The sequence below is a fragment of the Devosia sp. Root635 genome (assembly GCF_001427605.1).
GTDB lineage: Bacteria > Pseudomonadota > Alphaproteobacteria > Rhizobiales > Devosiaceae > Devosia.
Genome location: NZ_LMGZ01000002.1, coordinates 130,954 through 148,642, shown reverse-complemented (window position 1 = coordinate 148,642; position 17,689 = coordinate 130,954). Strand labels below are relative to the sequence as shown.

Here is a 17,689-nt window from a genome sequence, read left to right as displayed (position 1 = left end):
GGAAAACCCTTCAAACTCGCCATCAACGCTGCAATGAGAAAGTTCATCACCATCCTCAATGCTATCGTCAAACAATCGACAGTTGCTTGACCCGAGGGCCCTTCACTTAACAATCGCCCAGCAAGTACAGAGCCCTCGAGTCAAGCCCGAGGGTGACGCGTGGTGGGTGGGACTCGATCATCCCTCACCCACCGCACGGATTCCTCCCCCTATCAGGGAGGCTAGGAGGGGGTACCCAACAAGGACTCCCTTCCCACCAACCCTGTGCCTTCTCCATCCGCCGCCTTTCACGAATCGCCCGCGTCAATGCTAACAGTCTGCTGACCAACTCTTCCCTCGCGTGACTCTCCCGACTGACCGGGACCATCCCGCCATCAGGAGACCGGATGAAGGTAGCAATCGACATGGGCGCAACGACGGGCGCCGCGCCCGCCACGCTCGATCTCGAGGAGCTGCTGGCCACCCGTCTGCTCGTCCAGGGCAATTCCGGCTCCGGCAAGTCCCACCTTTTGCGCCGCCTGCTCGAACAGTCCGCCCCCTGGGTACAGCAATGTATCATCGATCCCGAAGGCGATTTCACAACGCTGTCAGAGCGTTACGGCCACACTGTCGTCGACGCCACGCGCACCGAGGCCGAGCTGACCCGCATCGCCGCTCGTGTCCGCCAGCATCGCGTTTCCGTCGTGCTCAATCTCGAAGGCCTTGATGTAGAACAACAAATGCGCGCCGCCGCCGCCTTCCTCGGCGGCATGTTCGATGCCGACCGCGATCATTGGTATCCCGTCCTCGTCGTCGTCGACGAAGCCCAGCTCTTCGCCCCGGCCGCAGCCGGCGAAGTGTCTGACGAAGCTCGCAAATTATCCCTCGGCGCCATGACCAACCTCATGTGCCGCGGCCGCAAGCGGGGCCTGGCCGGCGTCATCGCCACCCAGCGCCTCGCCAAGCTGGCCAAGAATGTCGCGGCGGAGGCCTCTAACTTCCTGATGGGTCGCACTTTTCTCGATATCGACATGGCCCGCGCCGCCGATCTCCTCGGCATGGAAAAGCGCCAGGCCGAGCAGTTTCGCGACCTCGCCCGCGGCCACTTCGTCGCCCTCGGCCCCGCCATTTCCCGCCGTCCCCTGCCGGTCACCATCGGCGCGGTGGAAACCTCGGCCCGCTCCACCAGCCCCAAGCTGGTGCCCTTCGAAGCCCCTGTCGACGCCGCCGACCTCATCTTCACCGCCTCGGCCGACGAGCAGGCCCGCCCGGTGGTCCGCCGCCCCGCGCCGCCCCCGCCGCCCTCGACCAATGAGCTGCTGGCCCAGCTCTCCCGCGCCCGCCCGCCAGCCGAGGAGGCCCCGCAAAGCCTCTTCCCCGAGATCGACGAAGCCGAGCGCGACCGCCAGATCGACGCCATCATGGCCGAATTGCTGGGCGATCCAGATGCCAGCTTCCGCACCGTCGCCGTGCTTTACCAGGACTTCCTGGTGCGCTGCCGCATTCGCCGCGTCCCCGGCGAACCGCCGGCTTTGCCGGCCTTCAAGCGCCGCCTCGCCGTCGCCCGCGTCGCGCCCGATACCGAGGTCGCCCAATCCGATGGCTGGCAGCAGGCCCTGTCGCTCTCCGAAACCCTCACCGATGACGTGCAGGGCGTCTTCCTCGTCCTGGCCCAGGCCGCGCTTGCCTCGGCCCCCTGCCCCTCCGACGCCACTCTGGCCCGCCTCTACGGCACCCATTCGGCCAGCCGCGCCCGGCGCCTGCTGACCTGGTTCGAGGAACGCGGCCTGCTCGTCGTCCGCCTCGACTTCCGCAACAACCGCGTCGTCGCCTTCCCCGATTTGGGCGCCGAGACAGCGCCAGGCGATCCCAACGGCCCCGATGCCATGGCGGAAGAACGCGGCGCGGCGGAGTAGTCGCGGCAGGCCCTCGTGGTTCGAGGCGCTGAAGAAGCGCACCTCACGAGCCTCGAACCACGAGGGCGTGCCACCAGCCCAGCCCCCACACACAAAAAGAAGCCCCCGGAACAGGTTCCGGGGGCAGCGTTATCATCGGGATTTGTCGAACCTCAATCGTCCTCGACAAACACCTCGGTCCGTTTCTTCCTTATGCTCGGCAGCACCGCGATGATCACCGCCAGCAGCGCCAGGCCCAGCAGCGTTGCCGAGATCGGCCGGTGCAGGAAGATCATCGGGTCGCCCCGCGAGATGATCATCGCCCGCCGCAAATGCTCTTCCAGCAATGGTCCCAGCACGAAGCCCAGCAGCAGCGGCGCCGGCTCGCAGCCGAAGCGGATCAGCAGGTAGCCGAGGATGCCGAAAAAGGCGATGGCGTAGATATCGTAGATGTTCTGATTGATCGAGAAGGTCCCGATACAGGCGAACAGCACGATGGCCGGGAACAGCACCCGATAGGGGATGGACAGCATCTTCACCCACAGCCCCACCAGCGGCAGGTTGAGGATGACCAGCAGCAGGTTACCCACCCACATCGAGGCGATGATGCCCCAGAACAGAGCCGGCTGCTCGTTGATCACATTCGGGCCGGGCGTGATGCCCTGCAGGATGAACGCTCCGATCATCAGCGCCATGACAGGGTGGGCTGGAATGCCCAGCGTCATCAGCGGAATGAAGCTCGTCTGCGCCGCCGCGTTATTGGCCGATTCCGGTCCGGCCACGCCCTCGATGGCGCCATGCCCGAATTGCTCGGGTGTCTTGGACAGCCGCTTTTCCGCTGAATAGGAGGCGAAGGCGGAGAGGATATGCCCGCCCCCCGGCAGCACGCCGAGTACCGATCCGAGCACCGTGCCGCGCAGGATCGGCGCGATGACCCGCTTGACGTCGTCGCGGGTGAGCCAGAGGTTCTTGACCACCGTAACCCCCACCTCGCGCTCCTTCTCGTTTTCGAGGTTGCGCAGGATTTCGGCTACGCCGAACACCCCCACCGCCACGGCCACGAAATTGAGCCCCCCGAACAGTTCGCGCACCCCGAAGGTAAAGCGCGGCGTGCCGGTATAGATATCCTGGCCCACCATGCCGAGCAGCAGCCCGAGCACGATCATGCCCAGCGCCTTGAGGATGGAGCCATGCGCCAGCGCAATGGAAACCAGCAGGCCCAGCACGATCAGCGAGAAATATTCCGGCGCGCCGAAATTGAGCGCCGCCCGCGCCAGCGGGGGCGCGAAGAAGGCCAGCAGCAGCGTCGCCACCGAACCGGCAAAGAAGGAACCGATGGCCGCCGCCGCCAAAGCTGGCCCGGCCCTTCCCTGGCGGGCCATCTGATAGCCGTCGATGGCGGTTACCGCCGCCGAAGACTCACCGGGCAGGTTGATCAGGATCGCCGTGGTCGAGCCGCCATACTGGGCGCCGTAATAGATGCCCGCCAGCATGATCAGCGCCGTTTCCGCATTGAGCGAGAAGGTGATGGGCAACAGCATGGCGATGGTGGCGGTCGGCCCGATGCCGGGCAGCACACCCACCAGCGTCCCCAGTAGCACGCCGATGAAGCAGTAAAGAATATTGATCGGATCGAGCGCGACCGAAAAGCCGAGAGCGAGCGAGGATATCAGGTCCATTTTGTTCTCTCCGGCCTAGAAGCGCAGCCACGGGCCGATCCAGGGCACCAGAAGCCCCAGTCCGACCACGAAGATCAGCATGCACAGCACGCACAGGCCCACGCTGATCACCAGCGCTGAAAGCAGTGAATTGCGGCTGCTCGACAAGGCCGTCGCCAGTCCCGAAATCAGCACGACGGGAACAAAGCCCAGCCCGCGTATGGTGGCGGCAAAGAACAGGATCGTGCCCAATACCAACAGGATACCGCGCCAGGGCCAGGGTGCCGGCGCCTCGGCATCGGGCTTGCCCATGCCCTTGGCCGCCACCGCCACGCCCAGCGCCACCAATATGCCGCCCAGTACCACCGGCATGAAGCCCGGTCCCATGCGGAATGGTGTGCCGAATTCGTAGCGCAGGGCCTCGAGCGCAAAATAGCCGCCCAGGGCGACGAATATCGCCCCCGAGGCAAGGTCGTTCCGCGAAGCGTTGAGTGCCATCTTTCCCCCTCCCTGGAGAGAGCCCCCGGCCGGTTGGGCCGGGGGCTCCTCTATTGTGCCGGTTCGCGGTCTACTGCGCCGAGACGCCGGCGGCCTTGATCACCTCGGCCCACAGCGCGATCTGGCCTTCGAGCTTCTGCTTCAGCGCCGCCGGGGTCGCCTGGTCGGCCGGCACCGGATAGGTGCCCAGTTCGGCAAAGCTGTTGCCCACGTTCTCATCGGCCAGGGCCTTCTGCAGCGACTGGCTCAGCCGGTCGATGATGGCCTGGTCGGTGCCGGCGGGCGCATAGAGCCCGTGCCAGATGGCGAGGTTGAAGTTGTCCAGCCCGCCTTCATCCAGCGTCGGCAGGTCCGGCAGCACGGCGATGCGTTCCGGCGTCGTCACGGCATAGGCCTTGATTTCACCGGCCTGGATCTGGCTGGTCGTGTTGGTGGTCTGGTCGCACATCATGTCGATCTGGCCGCCCAGCAGGTCCGTCATGGCCGGACCGGTGCCCTGATAGGGCACTTCGGTCATCTTGGTGCCGAGGGCATCCATGAACAACAGGCCACAGAGCTGGCTGGCCGCACCGATACCGGCATTGGCATAGGTGATGTCTTCGCCCTTTTCCTTCACATAGGCGATGAGGTCTTCCAGCGTTGCCGGCTCGAAATCCTTGCGCGCCACGATGGTCATCGGCACTTCGGTCACCAGGCCGATGGGGGCAAAGTCGGTCATCGGATCATAGGGCAGGCTGGCATAGAGCGCCGGAGCGGTCGACATGCCGATATGGTGCAGCAGCAGCGTGTAGCCATCCGGATTGGCCGCAGCCACCTGGCCGGCACCCAGCGTGCCGCCGGCGCCGCCGACATTCTGTACCACCACCTGCTGTCCCAGGTCTTCGCTCATCGCCGCCGCCACCAGGCGCGTCACCGTATCGGTGGGGCCACCAGCCGAGAACGGCACCACGATGGTCACTGGCTGTGTCGGATAGTCCTGCGCCATGGCCGCAACGGCGGTGAGTGCCGAACCGGCGACAAGGCCCGCGGCCAGGATTTTAACGAAGGTCTTCATTGCGTATGTCCTCCCATATAGATGCTTGGATCCCGGTTTCCTCACCGGGGTCGAAACCTGCAATGCAAGCTGCGTGCCACGCGCGACATGCAATGCTGATATGCTATTTTTCCGGACCATGCTAATCATCCGGGCAAGAACTTGCTCATTGTCCCGGCGATCATCGGCAATTTCTTGCCAATAGGCCGGGCTGCGGTCGGGAAAGGCGCCTGTGACGATACGAACGAGCTTGCGAAACTGGTTCGGCCGCCGCCACCTGGTCATGATGGCCATCGGGCTGGTGGCGGTGACGCTGGTCGCCTGGGTGGCGTTCGAGATGACGCTCAACGCCACCATCCAGGATACCCGCGAGCAGGCCGACCGGCGCCTTGCCCTGTTCGAGCGCACGCTCGAAGCCATCATCGAGCGTTTCCACTATCTGCCGGTGGCCATTTCCCAGGCCCGCGAAACCCGTGCGGCGCTGGCCAATCCCGACGATCCGGCCGCCGTGGAAGCCGCCAACGGCTTCCTCTCCAAGCTCAACGAAACCGCCGGAGCCGGCGAGATTTTCCTCATGGAGGATAATGGCGCCGTGGTCGCCGCCAGCAATTGGTGGACGCTGACCAGCCTGGTCGGCACCAACTACTCCTTCCGCCCCTATTTCGCCGAGGCCATGCGGCTCGGACAGGCCGAATATTATGCCTTCGGCATTTCCACCAGCGTACCGGGCTACTTTCTCTCCCAGCGCGTCGATGGCCCCGATGGCCCGCTGGGCGTGGCCGTCACCAAGATCAACCTGGGCGAGATCGAAGCCACCTGGTGGCGCTCGGGCGAACTCATCGGCATCGTCGACCTTAACGACGTCGTGATCCTCTCCACCCGCCCCGACTGGCGCTACCGCCCGCTGCAGACCATTCCGCGCTCCCGCGTCGAGGCCATTTCCAGCCAGCAGCGCTATGGTGAGAAAGGCGTCGACAATGCCGGCATCATCACCGACCGCTGGTTTTCGCGCGGCGCCGAATTCGCCCTGCTGGCCGGCAACGATCCCGAAACCTCAGGCTATTTCGTGCTGCAGGAACTGCGCCTGCCCCGCCATGGCTGGGAACTGCTGTCCTTCACGCCTCTCGCCCCGCTCTATGGCGTCGCCTGGACCGCCGCTGCCGCCGCCGGCCTCGGCGCCGCGGCGCTCCTGCTCATCGTCGTGCTGCTGGTGCAGCGCCAGCGCATCGTCGCCCAGCGCCTGGCCGATCACGAACGGCTTGAACAGCGCGTCGCCGAACGTACCGAGGATCTGCATGTCGCCAACGAAGCCTTGCGCGAGGAAATCGCCGAGCGCATCCGCGCCGAAAAGGCCGAACGCGAGGCCCAGCACGGCCTGGTGCAGGCCGCCAAGATGGCCAGCCTCGGCCAGGCTCTGGCCGGCGTGGCCCACGAGGTCAGCCAACCCGTCGCCGCCCTCACCACCCATCTCGCCAGCGCCAAGCTCATCGCCGCGCAGCGCCGCGACACCGACATTGCTGGCATTCTCGGCACCATGGACAAGGTGGTCGATCGCCTTTCGGCCCTCACCAGTCACCTCAAGACCTTCGCCCGCAAGGAAACCCGAGTCGAAATGCAGGCCGATCTCGCCACGGTCATCGCCAATGCCCTGGATTTGGTCGATCACAAGCTCAAGGCCTTCGGCATCGACGTTGAATATCGCCGCCATCCCATCCCGCTCACGGTCTCGGGCAACCCCATCCATCTTGAACAGGTGCTGATCAACCTGCTCGCCAATGCCGCCGACGCCATGGAACACAGCGCCATCCGCGTGCTGTCCATCGGCGTCACGACAACCGCCCGCAATGTCGAGATCGCCGTGTCCGACACCGGCGCGGGCATTACCACGGCCGAATTGTCGAACCTGTTCGACCCCTTCTATTCCACCAAGGATGCCGGGCGCGGCCTCGGTCTCGGCCTCTCCATTTCCTATGGCCTCATCCGCGATATCGGCGGCGCCATCGCCGTCGCCAGCCGCCCCGGCAAGGGCAGCACGTTTACGGTAAGGCTGCCTTTGATGGCTGCCCATGGCACTGAACTATCGGCTCCAGCGCCTCCCTCCCCCTTGAGGGGAGGGACCGAGGGTGGGGGTCCATCGGCAGTCCACGAAACCACCCCCTCCCCGGCCCTCCCCTCAAGGGGGAGGGAGCACAAAACTCAGACCTTCGAGACGGACCACTAGCATGACCAACCCTTCCGTTCTCATCGTCGATGACGAGGAAATGGTGCGCACCGCCCTCGACCAATGGCTGCGCCTGTCGGGCTTCACGACCCATGCCGCGTCAAGCGCCACCGAGGCCCTCGCCCTGCTCGACGACATCCACCCCCAGGTCATCCTGACCGATGTCCGCATGCCCGGCCTCAGCGGCCTCGACCTGCTCCGCACCGTCGGGGAACGGGCGCTGGCCACCGAGGTCATCCTCATCACCGGCCATGGCGACGTGCCCATGGCGGTGGAAGCCATGCGCGGCGGCGCCTTCGATTTCCTGCAAAAGCCCTATGTGCCCGACCAGCTGGTCAAGACCCTGCGCCGCGCCGCCGAACAGGCCGGCCTCAAGCGCGAAGTCGCCGACCTGCGCCGCCGGCTCGATGGCGGCGAGGCTGAACTCTCCACCCGCCTCGTCGGCTCCTCCCGCGTCATGGAGGATTTGCGCCATGCAGTGCGCGAATTGGCCTCCATTCCCACCGATGTCATCATCCTGGGCGAAACCGGCACCGGCAAGGAAGTCGTCGCCCGCTGCCTCCATGACTTCTCGCCCCGCGCCAAGGGCCCCTTCGTCGCCGTCAATTGCGCCGCCATCCCGGCCGAGCTGATCGAATCCGAGCTCTTCGGCCACGAGGCCGGCGCCTTTACCGGCGCTTCCGGCCAGCGCGTCGGCAAGTTCGAATTCGCCAATGGCGGCACGCTATTGCTGGATGAGGTCGAGTCCATGCCCCTGCTGGCCCAGGCCAAGGTGCTCCGCGTCATCCAGGAGCGCGTGGTCGAGCGCGTCGGTTCCAACCGCCAGATTCCGCTAGACGTGCGCATCGTCGCCGCCTCAAAGGTCGACCTCGCGGCCGAAAGCGACGCCGGCCGCTTCCGTGCCGATCTCTATTACCGGCTCAACCTCGCCACCATCCATCTAGCCCCGCTGCGCGACCGCGGCGAGGACAGCGTATTGCTGTTCCACCACTTCCTGGGCATGGCCGCCCAGCGCTTCAACAAGCCCGCGCCGCAACTGCATCCGGCCGACATCAACGCCCTGCTGGTCCACGCCTGGCCCGGCAATGTCCGCGAAATCAAGGCCGCCGCCGACCGCTTCGCCCTCGGCCTCGATGCCACCGGCCGCTCGCTCGACACCATCCTCGGCCCCAGGGCCAAGCCCCTCCCGTCCACCGCCAGCCTCGCCGACCGCCTCGCCGCCTACGAACGCCACGTCATCGAAGCCGAACTGGCAAGGCACGGGGATTCCATCGCGGCAGTGGTGGACGCGCTACAAGTGCCCAGACGAACGCTAAGCGAAAAAATGACAAGGCTGGGCGTGCGCAGATAGCGCCACGCCCTACCCCACCAGCTCCACCCGAAATCCATACCGCCCCGTCGCCCCCGGCCCCAGCACATCCCCATAAGGCCGCTCGCTCAGATCATCGCTGCCACCAACTTCCGCCGCCGTCCCATGCCACGGCTCGAGGCACACAAACTCCGCCCCCGCCTTCGACCACAGCGCAAAATTCGGCAAATTCTCCCAGGTGAACCGCACCGCCTTGTCCCCCGCCGCATAGGTCAGCCCGGCGCCCGCGCCCTCGGGAAACAGCATGGCATCGGCCGCGAACAGCTCATGGCTCAGCACCAGCTCACCCGCCCTGAACGGCGAAGCCAGCCGCTCCTTCTGCACCAGTCCGCCCGATAGCCGCACCAGTTCCGGCGCCCCGCCATTATCCAGCACCACCCGGTGCTCCAGACCCGCACAGCCGGGCAGCGGCCACACGAAAGCCGGATGAAACCCGATGCCGAACGGCATCGGCCGATGATCCCGATTGGTTACCTCCGCCGTGACGCTCACCCCGCGCCCCTCGACGCGATGCTCCAGCTCCAGCAGGAAATCGAACGGAAAGATCGAATGGCTCGCCTGCCCCGCCCGCAGCGCCATCCGGCAGAAATCGGTCCCGCGCTCCACTAGTTCGAATTCGCTGCGCCGTGCAAAGCCGTGCTGCCCCATCGGATAGCGGACCCCCTCGATCCGCACATGATCGTCCGGCGCCCGGCCCACGATCGGAAACAGCACCGGCGACCGCCCGCCCCAGAACGCCGCATCGCCATCCCACAGCCAGTCCTGCCCATCGCTGGTCGTGATCGACTGCATCTCCGAGCCGAGCGGCGAGATTTCGACGGTCACATGCTCATTGCCGATGCGGATATTGTTCATGCCAAGCTCCTGAACCACGCTCCACCTCTATCAACACCAATGGCTCTTTCCCACCCTCCCCCTTGAGGGGAGGGTAGCGTCGCTAGGCCCATCGGGCCGTAGCGGAGCCAGGGAGGGGTGTCGGACGGTCCGCACACATTTGCGTTGGTGGAGAACTCGACACCCCCACCCTCGATCCCTCCCCTCAAGGGAAGGGAGGCGATGAATACTGGCATCGCAGCCCCTTGCCCAAACCCCTCCCATCCGCCAAACACCTCCCATGTCCCTGCCGCCGCTCCCCATCGACGACGCCCTGCCTGCCCTGCGCGATGCCCTCGCCACCGGGCCATACGCCGTCCTCGTCGCCCCGCCCGGCGCCGGCAAGACCACCCGCGTTCCCCTCGCCCTCCTGTCCGCCCCCTGGCGCGACGACCGCCGCATCATCATGCTCGAACCGCGCCGCCTCGCCGCCCGTGCCGCTGCCGCGCAAATGGCGCGGCTGCTCGGCGAAGATGTCGGCCAGACCGTCGGCTACCGTGTCCGCATGGACACCAAAGTCTCTGCCCGCACCCGCATCGAGATCGTCACCGAAGGCGTCTTCACCCGCATGGCGCTCGACGACCCCGAACTGTCCGGCACCGCCGCCGTGCTGTTCGACGAATTCCACGAACGCAGCCTCGACGGCGATCTCGGCCTCGCCCTCACCCTCGACGCATCCGCACTTCGCCCCGATCTGCGCGTCCTGGTCATGTCCGCCACCATCGACGGCGCCCGCGTTTCCCGCCTGCTCGATGATGCCCCCGTCATCGAGAGCCAAGGCCGCGCCTTTCCGGTCGAGACTATCCACCGCGAGCCCGATGCTTTGCAGCGCCTTGAAGATCAGGTGACCAATGCCGTCCTCGCCGCTCTGCGCGAGCATGACGGCTCGGCCCTGGTCTTCCTGCCCGGCCAGGGCGAAATCACCCGCACCGCCGAACGCCTCGCCAGCCGCGTGCCCGCCAATACCGATATCGCCCCGCTCTATGGTCAGCTCACCCCGGCCGAGCAGGACCGCGCCATTCGCCCTGCCGAACCGGGCCGCCGCAAGGTCGTGCTCGCCACCTCCATCGCCGAAACCTCGCTGACCATCGACGGCGTCCGTATCGTGATCGATAGCGGCTTCCGCCGCGTTCCGGTCTACGAGCCCAATACCGGCCTTACCACGCTGGCCACCCGCCGCGTCTCCCGCGCCGGGGCCGACCAGCGCCGCGGTCGCGCCGGCCGCACCAGTCCCGGCGTCGCCATCCGCCTGTGGAACGAGGGGCAGACATCAGCGCTCGAGAGCTTCGACACGCCCGAAATCCTCGCCGCCGACCTCGCCGGCTTTGCGCTCGACCTGGCCAATTGGGGCGTCACCGATCCCACAACCTTGCCTTTCCTGGATCCCCCGCCCGCCCCCGCCTGGGCTGAAGCCACCACCCTGCTCAAATCGCTGGACGCGCTCGACTCCACCGGCCGCATCACCCCCGAAGGCAAGGCCCTCGCCCGCCTGCCGCTGCATCCGCGCCTTGCCCATATGGTCGTCGCCGGCGCCGCCGCAGACGATGCCCGGACCGCCGCGGAACTCGCCGTCCTCATCTCCGAGCGCGGCCTGGGCGGCGACGGCACCGACCTCGCTCACCGCCTCGACCGCTTCCGCACCGATCGCAGCAAGCGCGCCGAAGATGCCCGCAATCTTGCCCGGCGCTGGGCAGGTGCAAACAGCAGGCAAACAGCAGGCAATCTTCCTGCAGGCTGGCACCTCGCCCACGCCTTTCCCGATCGTGTCGCCCAGTCCACCGCCCGCGGCAAATTCCGCCTCGCCAACGGCCGCCAGGCCAGCCTCGACGCGACCGACGCCCTCGCCGCCGCCCCCTTCCTCGTCGTCACCGATCTCACCGGCGCCGCCGCCACCAGCCGCATTCGCACCGCCGCCGTCCTCGATCGAGCCGATCTCGAAACCCTCTTCGCCCATCGCATCACCGAAACCACCACGCTGGTCTTTGATGCGGCCTCGGCCAGCATCCGCGCCCGCCGTCAGCGCCAGCTCGGCGCCCTGCGCCTCGCCGACGATCCCGTCGCCGTCACCGATCTCGAACAGGCCGCCGCCCTGCTGGCCGCCGCCGCCCTGCGCCGCCCCGAAACACTGCCCTGGAGCAAGGAGCAAAAGGCCCTGCGCGCTCGCGCCCTCTATCTGCGCGACAGCTTGGGCGCCGCCTGGCCCGACCTCTCCGACGCCGCCCTCGCCGCCGATCCGGCCTGGCTCGCGCCCCACATCCTGGGCGAAACCCGCCTCGCCGCCGTCACCGCCGCCCATCTCGGCAACGCTCTCGACACTTTACTGCCCTGGTCGCAACGCCAGGACATCGACAAGCTCCTGCCCAGCCACTTCACCGCGCCGTCAGGCAGCCACCTGCCCATCGACTACGCCGCCGAAAACGGCCCGGCGCTGGAAATCCGCGTGCAGGAACTTTTCGGCCTCGACCGCCACCCATCCGTCGCCGGCGGCAAGGTGCCGCTGCTGCTCATCCTGCTCTCCCCCGCTCACCGCCCCATCCAGACCACGCGCGACCTCCCCGGTTTCTGGCGCGGCAGTTGGAAAGACGTCGCCAAGGATTTGAAAGGCCGCTACCCCCGCCACTTCTGGCCCGACGACCCGATAAACGCCGCCGCCACGGCGCGGGCGAAGCCGCGGGGCACCTAGCACCGGCTCCGCATCCACCGTTACTCGCGCTCCATCGTCATCACCCGGCTTGTCCGGGTGATCCATCCATCCGCGCCCGCAGCCGCAACGGATTGCCCGGACAAGCCGGGCAATGACGAGATCGGCAACGCCGTCCCAACAAAAAACCCCGGATCGCTCCGGGGTTTTCCATCTACTCAGCGGCGGTAAAATTCAGCGCCACGCCATTGATGCAGTAGCGCAATCCGGTCGGCGGCGGCCCGTCGGGAAACACATGCCCCAGATGGCTGCCGCAGGTGGCGCAATGCACCTCCGTCCGGACCATGCCGTGGCTCTTGTCGGTGGTCGTCTCGACCGAGCCCGGCAGCGGATCGTTGAAGCTCGGCCAGCCGGTGCCACTCTCGAATTTCAGGGTGGCGGCGAATAGCGGCGTATCGCAGCCGGCGCAGGAAAACGTGCCCTGCCGTTTTTCATGCAGCAGCGCGCACGAGCCGGGCCGCTCGGTGCCGTGATTGCGCATCACCTGATACTGTTCCGGCGTCAGCCTGGCGCGCCACTCGGCGTCGGTGTGGGTCACCTTGAAGGCATGGGTGTCCATCTGTCACTCCTTTGTCGCACTGTCATTCGTCCAGGATATAGGATCAGTTACATCTCGCCCATATGCCCGTCGCATCACTTCGGGCCGATTGCCAACAGGCCCGCCATGTCCATCATTACCTCAGTGGAGCAGCTCGAAGCGCTCTACACCCCCGTTCCCGTTGCCGCCTCGACCACCAAGATCGCCCATAGGATGACGCCGCATTACCGGCGCCTGATCGAAGCCAGCCCCTTCGCTGTGCTGGCCACGGTCGGCCCCGAAGGCGTGGATTGTTCGCCACGCGGCGACCAGCCCGGCTTTGTCCGCATCCACGATGACCGCACCCTGATGATGCCGGATCGCCGCGGCAACAATCGCATCGATTCGCTGCGCAATATCGTGCGCGACCCGCGCTGCGCCTTCCTGTTCCTGCTGCCCGGCAGCGGCACCACCTTCCGCGCCAATGGCAAGGCCCATCTCGGCATCGACCCCGACCTGCTGGCCAGCTTCGCCGTCGAGGGCAAGGCGCCCCGCTCGGTCATCATCATGCAGATCGACGAGCTCTATTTCCAGTGTGCCCGCGCCGTCATCCGCTCCGAACTCTGGAACCCGGCCCGCCACATCGACCCCAAATCCCTGCCCACGCCCGGCGAAATCCTCGCCGCCATGACCGACAACCAGGTCGGCGGCCAGGCCTATGACCAAGCCTGGCCCGAACGGGCCAGGCAGACCATGTGGTGACAGCCCGATCTTGGGACTGTTCACTTTGGGGACATCGTCAACTTTGAGACCATCCCACCCATCGTCATCACCCGGCTCGTCCAGGTGATCCAGCGATCAGCGTTCGGGGAGGAATGGATTGCCCGGACAAGCATGGAAGCAGGAAATCCCAGATGTGGTGTGGTCGCCCCCGATCGCCCGCCGGGCGCCATCTGCCCAAATTTCGGGTCAGGGCGAGTCGAAAGCGCCCGTTTCCGAGAACCGGAGCGGAACCTACGCTCGGTACGGGAGCACCGGAAGCGGAGGAAATGGGTATTTGCAGACCGGCATGGCCCGAAAGGTGGGTAGATGGTGGGAGTAACAAGGATTGAACTTGTGACCCTTCGCGTGTGAAGCGAATGCTCTCCCGCTGAGCTATACTCCCATCGCCATCGGCGAAAAGTAGAGAGATGGTGGGCGTAACAAGGATCGAACTTGTGACCCCCTCGATGTCAACGAGGTGCTCTCCCGCTGAGCTATACGCCCATCTCTCCGGGATGGAAGAACCGCAAGGCCCGTCCAGTGGCGCGGATAGACCATAAAACCCGGTTGGGGGTCAAGAGGGTCCATCGATGTTCTGAGACCATGTGGAAACTCGCTGTGGCGAGTCGGATGGCGTGGCTTTCGAGAACCGGAGCGGAGCATACATCAGTACGTGAGCACCGGAAGCGCAGAAAGCCGCGTCAGGCGGCCGTCACAGTAGAGCTTACACGTGGTCTCAGGCAGCCAGCAGCCGCTCGACCTCGTTGACCAGGTCCTTGAGATGAAACGGCTTGCTCAGCACCGAGGCATCCTTGGGCGCGTCGCTGTCCGGGTTCAGCGCCACGGCGGCAAAGCCGGTGATGAACATCACCTTGAGATCCGGGTCGAGCTCGGTGGCGCGCCGCGCCAGCTCGATCCCGTCCATTTCCGGCATCACGATATCGCTGAGCAGCAGCGAGAACGGCTCCTCGCGCAGCCGCTCATAGGCCGAAAGCCCATTGTCGAACGACACGACTTCATAGCCCGCATTCTTGAGCGCACGCGTCAGAAACTGGCGCATGTCATTGTCGTCTTCCGCGAGCAGGATTCGCTTCATCGAAGTCTCCGGACGTTCGCCCGCGCTGCCTGACGGCTCCACGCAAGGCGCAACAGAAACGCGCCGTGTGGCGCTATTGAGTCGGACTATATAGCGCGATGTTTAAGCGAAGTTTGCCTCCATGCAACAGCAACACGTTTCCCCTTCGCAATTTTGCGACAAACTGGACAAGCCCGGCGCAAAGCGCGACACTGACAGGCAAATCACTCTGGCGTCGGCAAAGACGCCCTTCGGGGGAGGCATCGTGCGGTCCGACTATTGGGATCAGCCTGCATTCGAAACCATCCGGCCGCGCCGGCTGGTGACACCTTTGGTGTTCAATTCCCCCCATTCCGGCCGCGTCTATCCCGAGCGGTTCCTGGCCATGACCCGGCTCGATCATCTGTCCATCCGCCAGTCCGAAGATGCCTGGGTCGATGAACTTTTCGCCCGCGCGCCCCATCTGGGCGCCCCGATGCTGCGGGCGCATTTCCCTCGCGCCTATCTCGACGTCAACCGCGAGCCGTGGGAACTCGATCCCACCATGTTCGTCGAGCCGCTGTCGGAGCGCTTCAACACCACCTCGCCCCGCGTTGCAGCCGGGCTGGGTACGCTGGCGCGCGTCGTGGCCGAGAACAAGCCGATCTATCGCGAGCCGCTGACGCTCGATGACGCCCGCATGCGCATCGATGGCATCTACCATCCCTATCACGCGGCCCTGCAGAAGCTGCTCAGCGAAGCCATTGCCGCCTTCGGCGTGGCCCTGCTGATCGATTGCCACTCCATGCCGCGCATCACCCGCGCCAATGACAAGGCCGCGCCCGATATCGTTCTGGGCGACCGCTATGGCACCACCTGCGCCCCCGGCCTCGTCGATCTGGCCGAAACCATCTTCACCAGCGCCGGCCTCAAGGTGGCCCGCAACCGCCCCTATGCCGGAGGCTTCGCCACCCGCACCTATGGCCGCCCGCAACATGGCGTGCATGCCCTGCAGATCGAAATCAGCCGCCACCTCTACATGAACGAAGTGACCCTGGTCCGCAATGAAGGCTTCGACGCCATCCGCGCCTTGGTCGAACGCCTGATCTTCGCTTTGATCGGTCTCGACCTGGTCTCGCTGGTCGGCAGCACCCCCGCCATCGACAAGGAAGCGGCGGAGTAGCATGCTCTTCCAAACCACAGGCCGTCACCCTCGGGCTTGACCCGAGGGCGTTGCACTTACACAACGTCCAGCAAGTACAGGCCCCTCGGGTCAAGCCCGAGGGCGACGATCCGGTGGGAAGACCCAGCCCATCACCCTTATGCTACGAACCTTGTGCCCGGACCGCCCCATGACAATCGATCTCGCCAAAGTCGAAGCTACCCTGCTGGCCGCCGCTGACGCAGCCGCTGCGCATACCTTGCCGCTGTTCCGTACCCCCCTGGCCGTCGACAACAAATACACTATCGGCTTCGACCCGGTGACCGAGGCCGATCGCGGCGCCGAAACCGCCATCCGCGCCATCATCGCGGAACACTTCCCCGACCACGCCATCATCGGCGAGGAATGGGGAACGACCGGCGAGAGCGACTACACCTGGATCATCGACCCGGTCGACGGCACCCGCGCCTTCATTTCCGGCGCCCCCGTCTGGGGCACGCTGATCGGATTTGCCTACCAGGGCGTCGCCATAGCCGGCATCATGAGCCAGCCCTTTATCGGGGAAACCTTCCTCGCGGTGCCCGGCCGCGCTACCTACCGCCGCAGCGACGTCACCAGCCCCATCCGCACCAGCGGCCAGACCGACCTCGCCCAGGCTAAAGTGGCGTCTACGGCGCCGCGCCTGTTCGACACGCCACAGTTGAAGGCCAAATGGCAAGCCGTGGAAGCGGCGACAAGGCTGCATCGCTTCGGTCTCGACTGCTACGGCTATGCCTTGGTGGCAGCAGGGCACATCGACCTTGCCATCGAGCCCCACCTCAACACCTACGACATCGCCGCCCTGGTCCCCATCATCCGCGAAGCCGGCGGCGCCATATCCTGCTGGGACGGTAGCGAGCCCACCGCCGGCGGTAATGTCATCGCCGCCGCAAGTCCCGAACTGTTGGAAAAGGCCCTCGCGCTGGTCAACGCCGCGTAGCTCGCATCGCGCCCTAAGAGGATTGTTCGGTAATAAACGCATCGAACGCGGCAAGCACCTGCCCGCGGATCGCGTCGCTCTCCATGAACAGCTCGTGCCGTGCCCCGGCGATCACCACATGCCGTCCGGTGCGCAGGCGCAGCCCCAGTTGTTCGGTGGCCGGCGTCGACACCACCTCGTCCCGCGCCGCCGCCAGCATCAATAGGGGCACGCGGATACGGGCGGGGAAACTGTCCCGCCCCGCTTCGGCCATGGCGCCGAAGGCCGAGGCTGCCCAGCGCACCGTCGGCACCCCGATGCCCAGCTCGGGCCGCTCCCTGACCACATCGACCGAGCGCATATAGCGGATCAGGTCGCCGGTCAGCGGATTATTGGGAAAACTCGCCTCCGACATCGGCTTGTCCGCCTTGCGGCCCACCGGCACCTGCCCCAGCCCGAAAAAGCTCAACGCCTCGCAGACCCGCGCCATGCCCTTCATGCTCAGCGGCTGTCGGTCCAGCGCCACCATGGGCGCCGACAAAAACACCCGGTCGAACATCATCCGGTCGTTGACGCCCGCAAACAGCGAAGCCAGCCCCCCCATGGAATGGCCCACGAGATAATACGGGGGCGGGCAGTCGGGCAGCAGGATTTCCCCGTGAAAGCTCCGCAAATCCGTCCAGTAGTCCTCGAACCGGTCGACATAGCCGAGCGCGCCGTTGCCGATCAGCCGGTCCGACCCACCCTGCCCACGCCAGTCGAATGTCGCCACGGCAAAGCCGCGCCGGCGGAAATCGGCCACGGTCTCGAAATATTTCTCGATGAATTCGGTGCGCCCCTGCACCAGGCAGATCGTCCCCCGATGCGCCCCGTCCGACTTGGGCCAGATCGCATAGCGCAATTGCACATTGTCGTCCGTCCTGAAAAAGCCCACGCGCCCGCCCTCGGGCATGGGATTGGACGGGACATTGACGAGGCTGGGTCCATTGGGATCGACGACGGCGTTCAT

At 65.8% G+C, this 17,689-nt stretch carries 14 protein-coding genes and 2 tRNA genes; 7 read left to right on the top strand and 9 right to left on the bottom strand.

All coding sequences use genetic code 11. The annotated features are described in order from the left end of the window. The first annotated feature begins 386 nt into the window (after nucleotides 1–386). Complete coding sequence (locus ASD80_RS02670; RefSeq protein WP_056228580.1) at nucleotides 387–1,895, top strand: ATP-binding protein; 1,509 nt, start codon at nucleotides 387–389, stop codon at nucleotides 1,893–1,895. A 152-nt stretch (nucleotides 1,896–2,047) separates the two neighbouring features. On the opposite strand, the gene ASD80_RS02665 is transcribed toward ASD80_RS02670, so the two are convergent. The 3 genes from ASD80_RS02665 to ASD80_RS02655 all read right to left on the bottom strand — a co-directional run bounded on the left by ASD80_RS02665 (nucleotide 2,048) and on the right by ASD80_RS02655 (nucleotide 5,084). After that, a complete protein-coding gene (locus ASD80_RS02665; RefSeq protein ID WP_056228577.1) occupies nucleotides 2,048–3,553 on the bottom strand; it encodes a tripartite tricarboxylate transporter permease in 1,506 nt (501 codons plus the stop codon). 15 nt (nucleotides 3,554–3,568) lie between these two features. Continuing rightward, nucleotides 3,569–4,030, bottom strand: coding sequence for a tripartite tricarboxylate transporter TctB family protein (locus tag ASD80_RS02660; protein WP_056228574.1), 462 nt, complete (start codon nucleotides 4,028–4,030; stop codon nucleotides 3,569–3,571). Nucleotides 4,031–4,100: 70 nt separating this feature from the next. Beyond that, complete coding sequence (locus ASD80_RS02655; protein ID WP_056228572.1) at nucleotides 4,101–5,084, bottom strand: tripartite tricarboxylate transporter substrate-binding protein; 984 nt, start codon at nucleotides 5,082–5,084, stop codon at nucleotides 4,101–4,103. Between the two features lie 211 nt (nucleotides 5,085–5,295). Between ASD80_RS02655 and ASD80_RS02650 the strand changes: the two genes are divergently transcribed. Next, entirely contained in the window at nucleotides 5,296–7,284 is a 1,989-nt protein-coding gene (locus ASD80_RS02650; RefSeq protein ID WP_156460294.1) for a sensor histidine kinase, read from the top strand. Nucleotide 7,285: 1 nt separating this feature from the next. Continuing rightward, a complete protein-coding gene (locus ASD80_RS02645) occupies nucleotides 7,286–8,635 on the top strand; it encodes a sigma-54-dependent transcriptional regulator (RefSeq protein WP_056228565.1) in 1,350 nt (449 codons plus the stop codon). 9 nt (nucleotides 8,636–8,644) lie between these two features. On the opposite strand, the gene ASD80_RS02640 is transcribed toward ASD80_RS02645, so the two are convergent. Continuing rightward, entirely contained in the window at nucleotides 8,645–9,508 is an 864-nt protein-coding gene (locus tag ASD80_RS02640) for an aldose 1-epimerase family protein (protein ID WP_056228563.1), read from the bottom strand. Between the two features lie 259 nt (nucleotides 9,509–9,767). On the opposite strand from ASD80_RS02640, the gene hrpB reads away from it, so the two are divergent. Continuing rightward, nucleotides 9,768–12,209, top strand: a complete 2,442-nt coding sequence (gene hrpB / locus ASD80_RS02635) for an ATP-dependent helicase HrpB (protein ID WP_056228560.1) — start codon at nucleotides 9,768–9,770, stop codon at nucleotides 12,207–12,209. 172 nt (nucleotides 12,210–12,381) lie between these two features. Here hrpB and msrB read toward each other — a convergent pair whose 3' ends face one another. Continuing rightward, nucleotides 12,382–12,786, bottom strand: a complete 405-nt coding sequence (msrB, locus tag ASD80_RS02630) for a peptide-methionine (R)-S-oxide reductase MsrB (RefSeq protein ID WP_056228557.1) — start codon at nucleotides 12,784–12,786, stop codon at nucleotides 12,382–12,384. Nucleotides 12,787–12,891: 105 nt separating this feature from the next. Between msrB and ASD80_RS02625 the strand changes: the two genes are divergently transcribed. Then, complete coding sequence (locus ASD80_RS02625) at nucleotides 12,892–13,506, top strand: pyridoxamine 5'-phosphate oxidase family protein (RefSeq protein ID WP_056228554.1); 615 nt, start codon at nucleotides 12,892–12,894, stop codon at nucleotides 13,504–13,506. 328 nt (nucleotides 13,507–13,834) lie between these two features. Here the strand turns inward: ASD80_RS02625 and ASD80_RS02620 are convergent. The 3 genes from ASD80_RS02620 to cpdR form a co-directional block, all read right to left on the bottom strand. Then, nucleotides 13,835–13,909 (bottom strand) — tRNA-Val (locus ASD80_RS02620). A gap of 26 nt (nucleotides 13,910–13,935) precedes the next feature. Further along, nucleotides 13,936–14,010 (bottom strand) — tRNA-Val (locus ASD80_RS02615). Between the two features lie 232 nt (nucleotides 14,011–14,242). Further along, entirely contained in the window at nucleotides 14,243–14,602 is a 360-nt protein-coding gene (gene cpdR, locus ASD80_RS02610; protein WP_046105558.1) for a cell cycle two-component system response regulator CpdR, read from the bottom strand. Nucleotides 14,603–14,846: 244 nt separating this feature from the next. Between cpdR and ASD80_RS02605 the strand changes: the two genes are divergently transcribed. Beyond that, on the top strand, nucleotides 14,847–15,743 hold the full coding sequence (locus ASD80_RS02605) for an N-formylglutamate amidohydrolase (protein WP_244488918.1): 897 nt from the start codon (nucleotides 14,847–14,849) through the stop codon (nucleotides 15,741–15,743). Between the two features lie 169 nt (nucleotides 15,744–15,912). Continuing rightward, nucleotides 15,913–16,701 (top strand): histidinol-phosphatase, encoded by a 789-nt coding sequence (gene hisN, locus ASD80_RS02600; protein WP_056228550.1) that lies wholly within the window; start codon nucleotides 15,913–15,915, stop codon nucleotides 16,699–16,701. Nucleotides 16,702–16,714: 13 nt separating this feature from the next. Here hisN and ASD80_RS02595 read toward each other — a convergent pair whose 3' ends face one another. Next, complete coding sequence (locus ASD80_RS02595; protein ID WP_056228547.1) at nucleotides 16,715–17,689, bottom strand: alpha/beta fold hydrolase; 975 nt, start codon at nucleotides 17,687–17,689, stop codon at nucleotides 16,715–16,717.

What these genes read in the sequence shown, in the direction of transcription:
- ASD80_RS02670 (WP_056228580.1), top strand. Translation starts at nt 387, where the DNA reads ATGAAGGTAGCAATCGACATGGGCGCAACGACGGGCGCCGCGCCCGCC.
- ASD80_RS02665 (WP_056228577.1), bottom strand. Translation starts at nt 3,553, where the DNA reads ATGGACCTGATATCCTCGCTCGCTCTCGGCTTTTCGGTCGCGCTCGAT.
- ASD80_RS02660 (WP_056228574.1), bottom strand. Translation starts at nt 4,030, where the DNA reads ATGGCACTCAACGCTTCGCGGAACGACCTTGCCTCGGGGGCGATATTC.
- ASD80_RS02655 (WP_056228572.1), bottom strand. Translation starts at nt 5,084, where the DNA reads ATGAAGACCTTCGTTAAAATCCTGGCCGCGGGCCTTGTCGCCGGTTCG.
- ASD80_RS02645 (WP_056228565.1), top strand. Translation starts at nt 7,286, where the DNA reads ATGACCAACCCTTCCGTTCTCATCGTCGATGACGAGGAAATGGTGCGC.
- ASD80_RS02640 (WP_056228563.1), bottom strand. Translation starts at nt 9,508, where the DNA reads ATGAACAATATCCGCATCGGCAATGAGCATGTGACCGTCGAAATCTCG.
- hrpB (WP_056228560.1), top strand. Translation starts at nt 9,768, where the DNA reads ATGTCCCTGCCGCCGCTCCCCATCGACGACGCCCTGCCTGCCCTGCGC.
- msrB (WP_056228557.1), bottom strand. Translation starts at nt 12,786, where the DNA reads ATGGACACCCATGCCTTCAAGGTGACCCACACCGACGCCGAGTGGCGC.
- ASD80_RS02625 (WP_056228554.1), top strand. Translation starts at nt 12,892, where the DNA reads ATGTCCATCATTACCTCAGTGGAGCAGCTCGAAGCGCTCTACACCCCC.
- cpdR (WP_046105558.1), bottom strand. Translation starts at nt 14,602, where the DNA reads ATGAAGCGAATCCTGCTCGCGGAAGACGACAATGACATGCGCCAGTTT.
- hisN (WP_056228550.1), top strand. Translation starts at nt 15,913, where the DNA reads ATGACAATCGATCTCGCCAAAGTCGAAGCTACCCTGCTGGCCGCCGCT.
- ASD80_RS02595 (WP_056228547.1), bottom strand. Translation starts at nt 17,689, where the DNA reads ATGAACGCCGTCGTCGATCCCAATGGACCCAGCCTCGTCAATGTCCCG.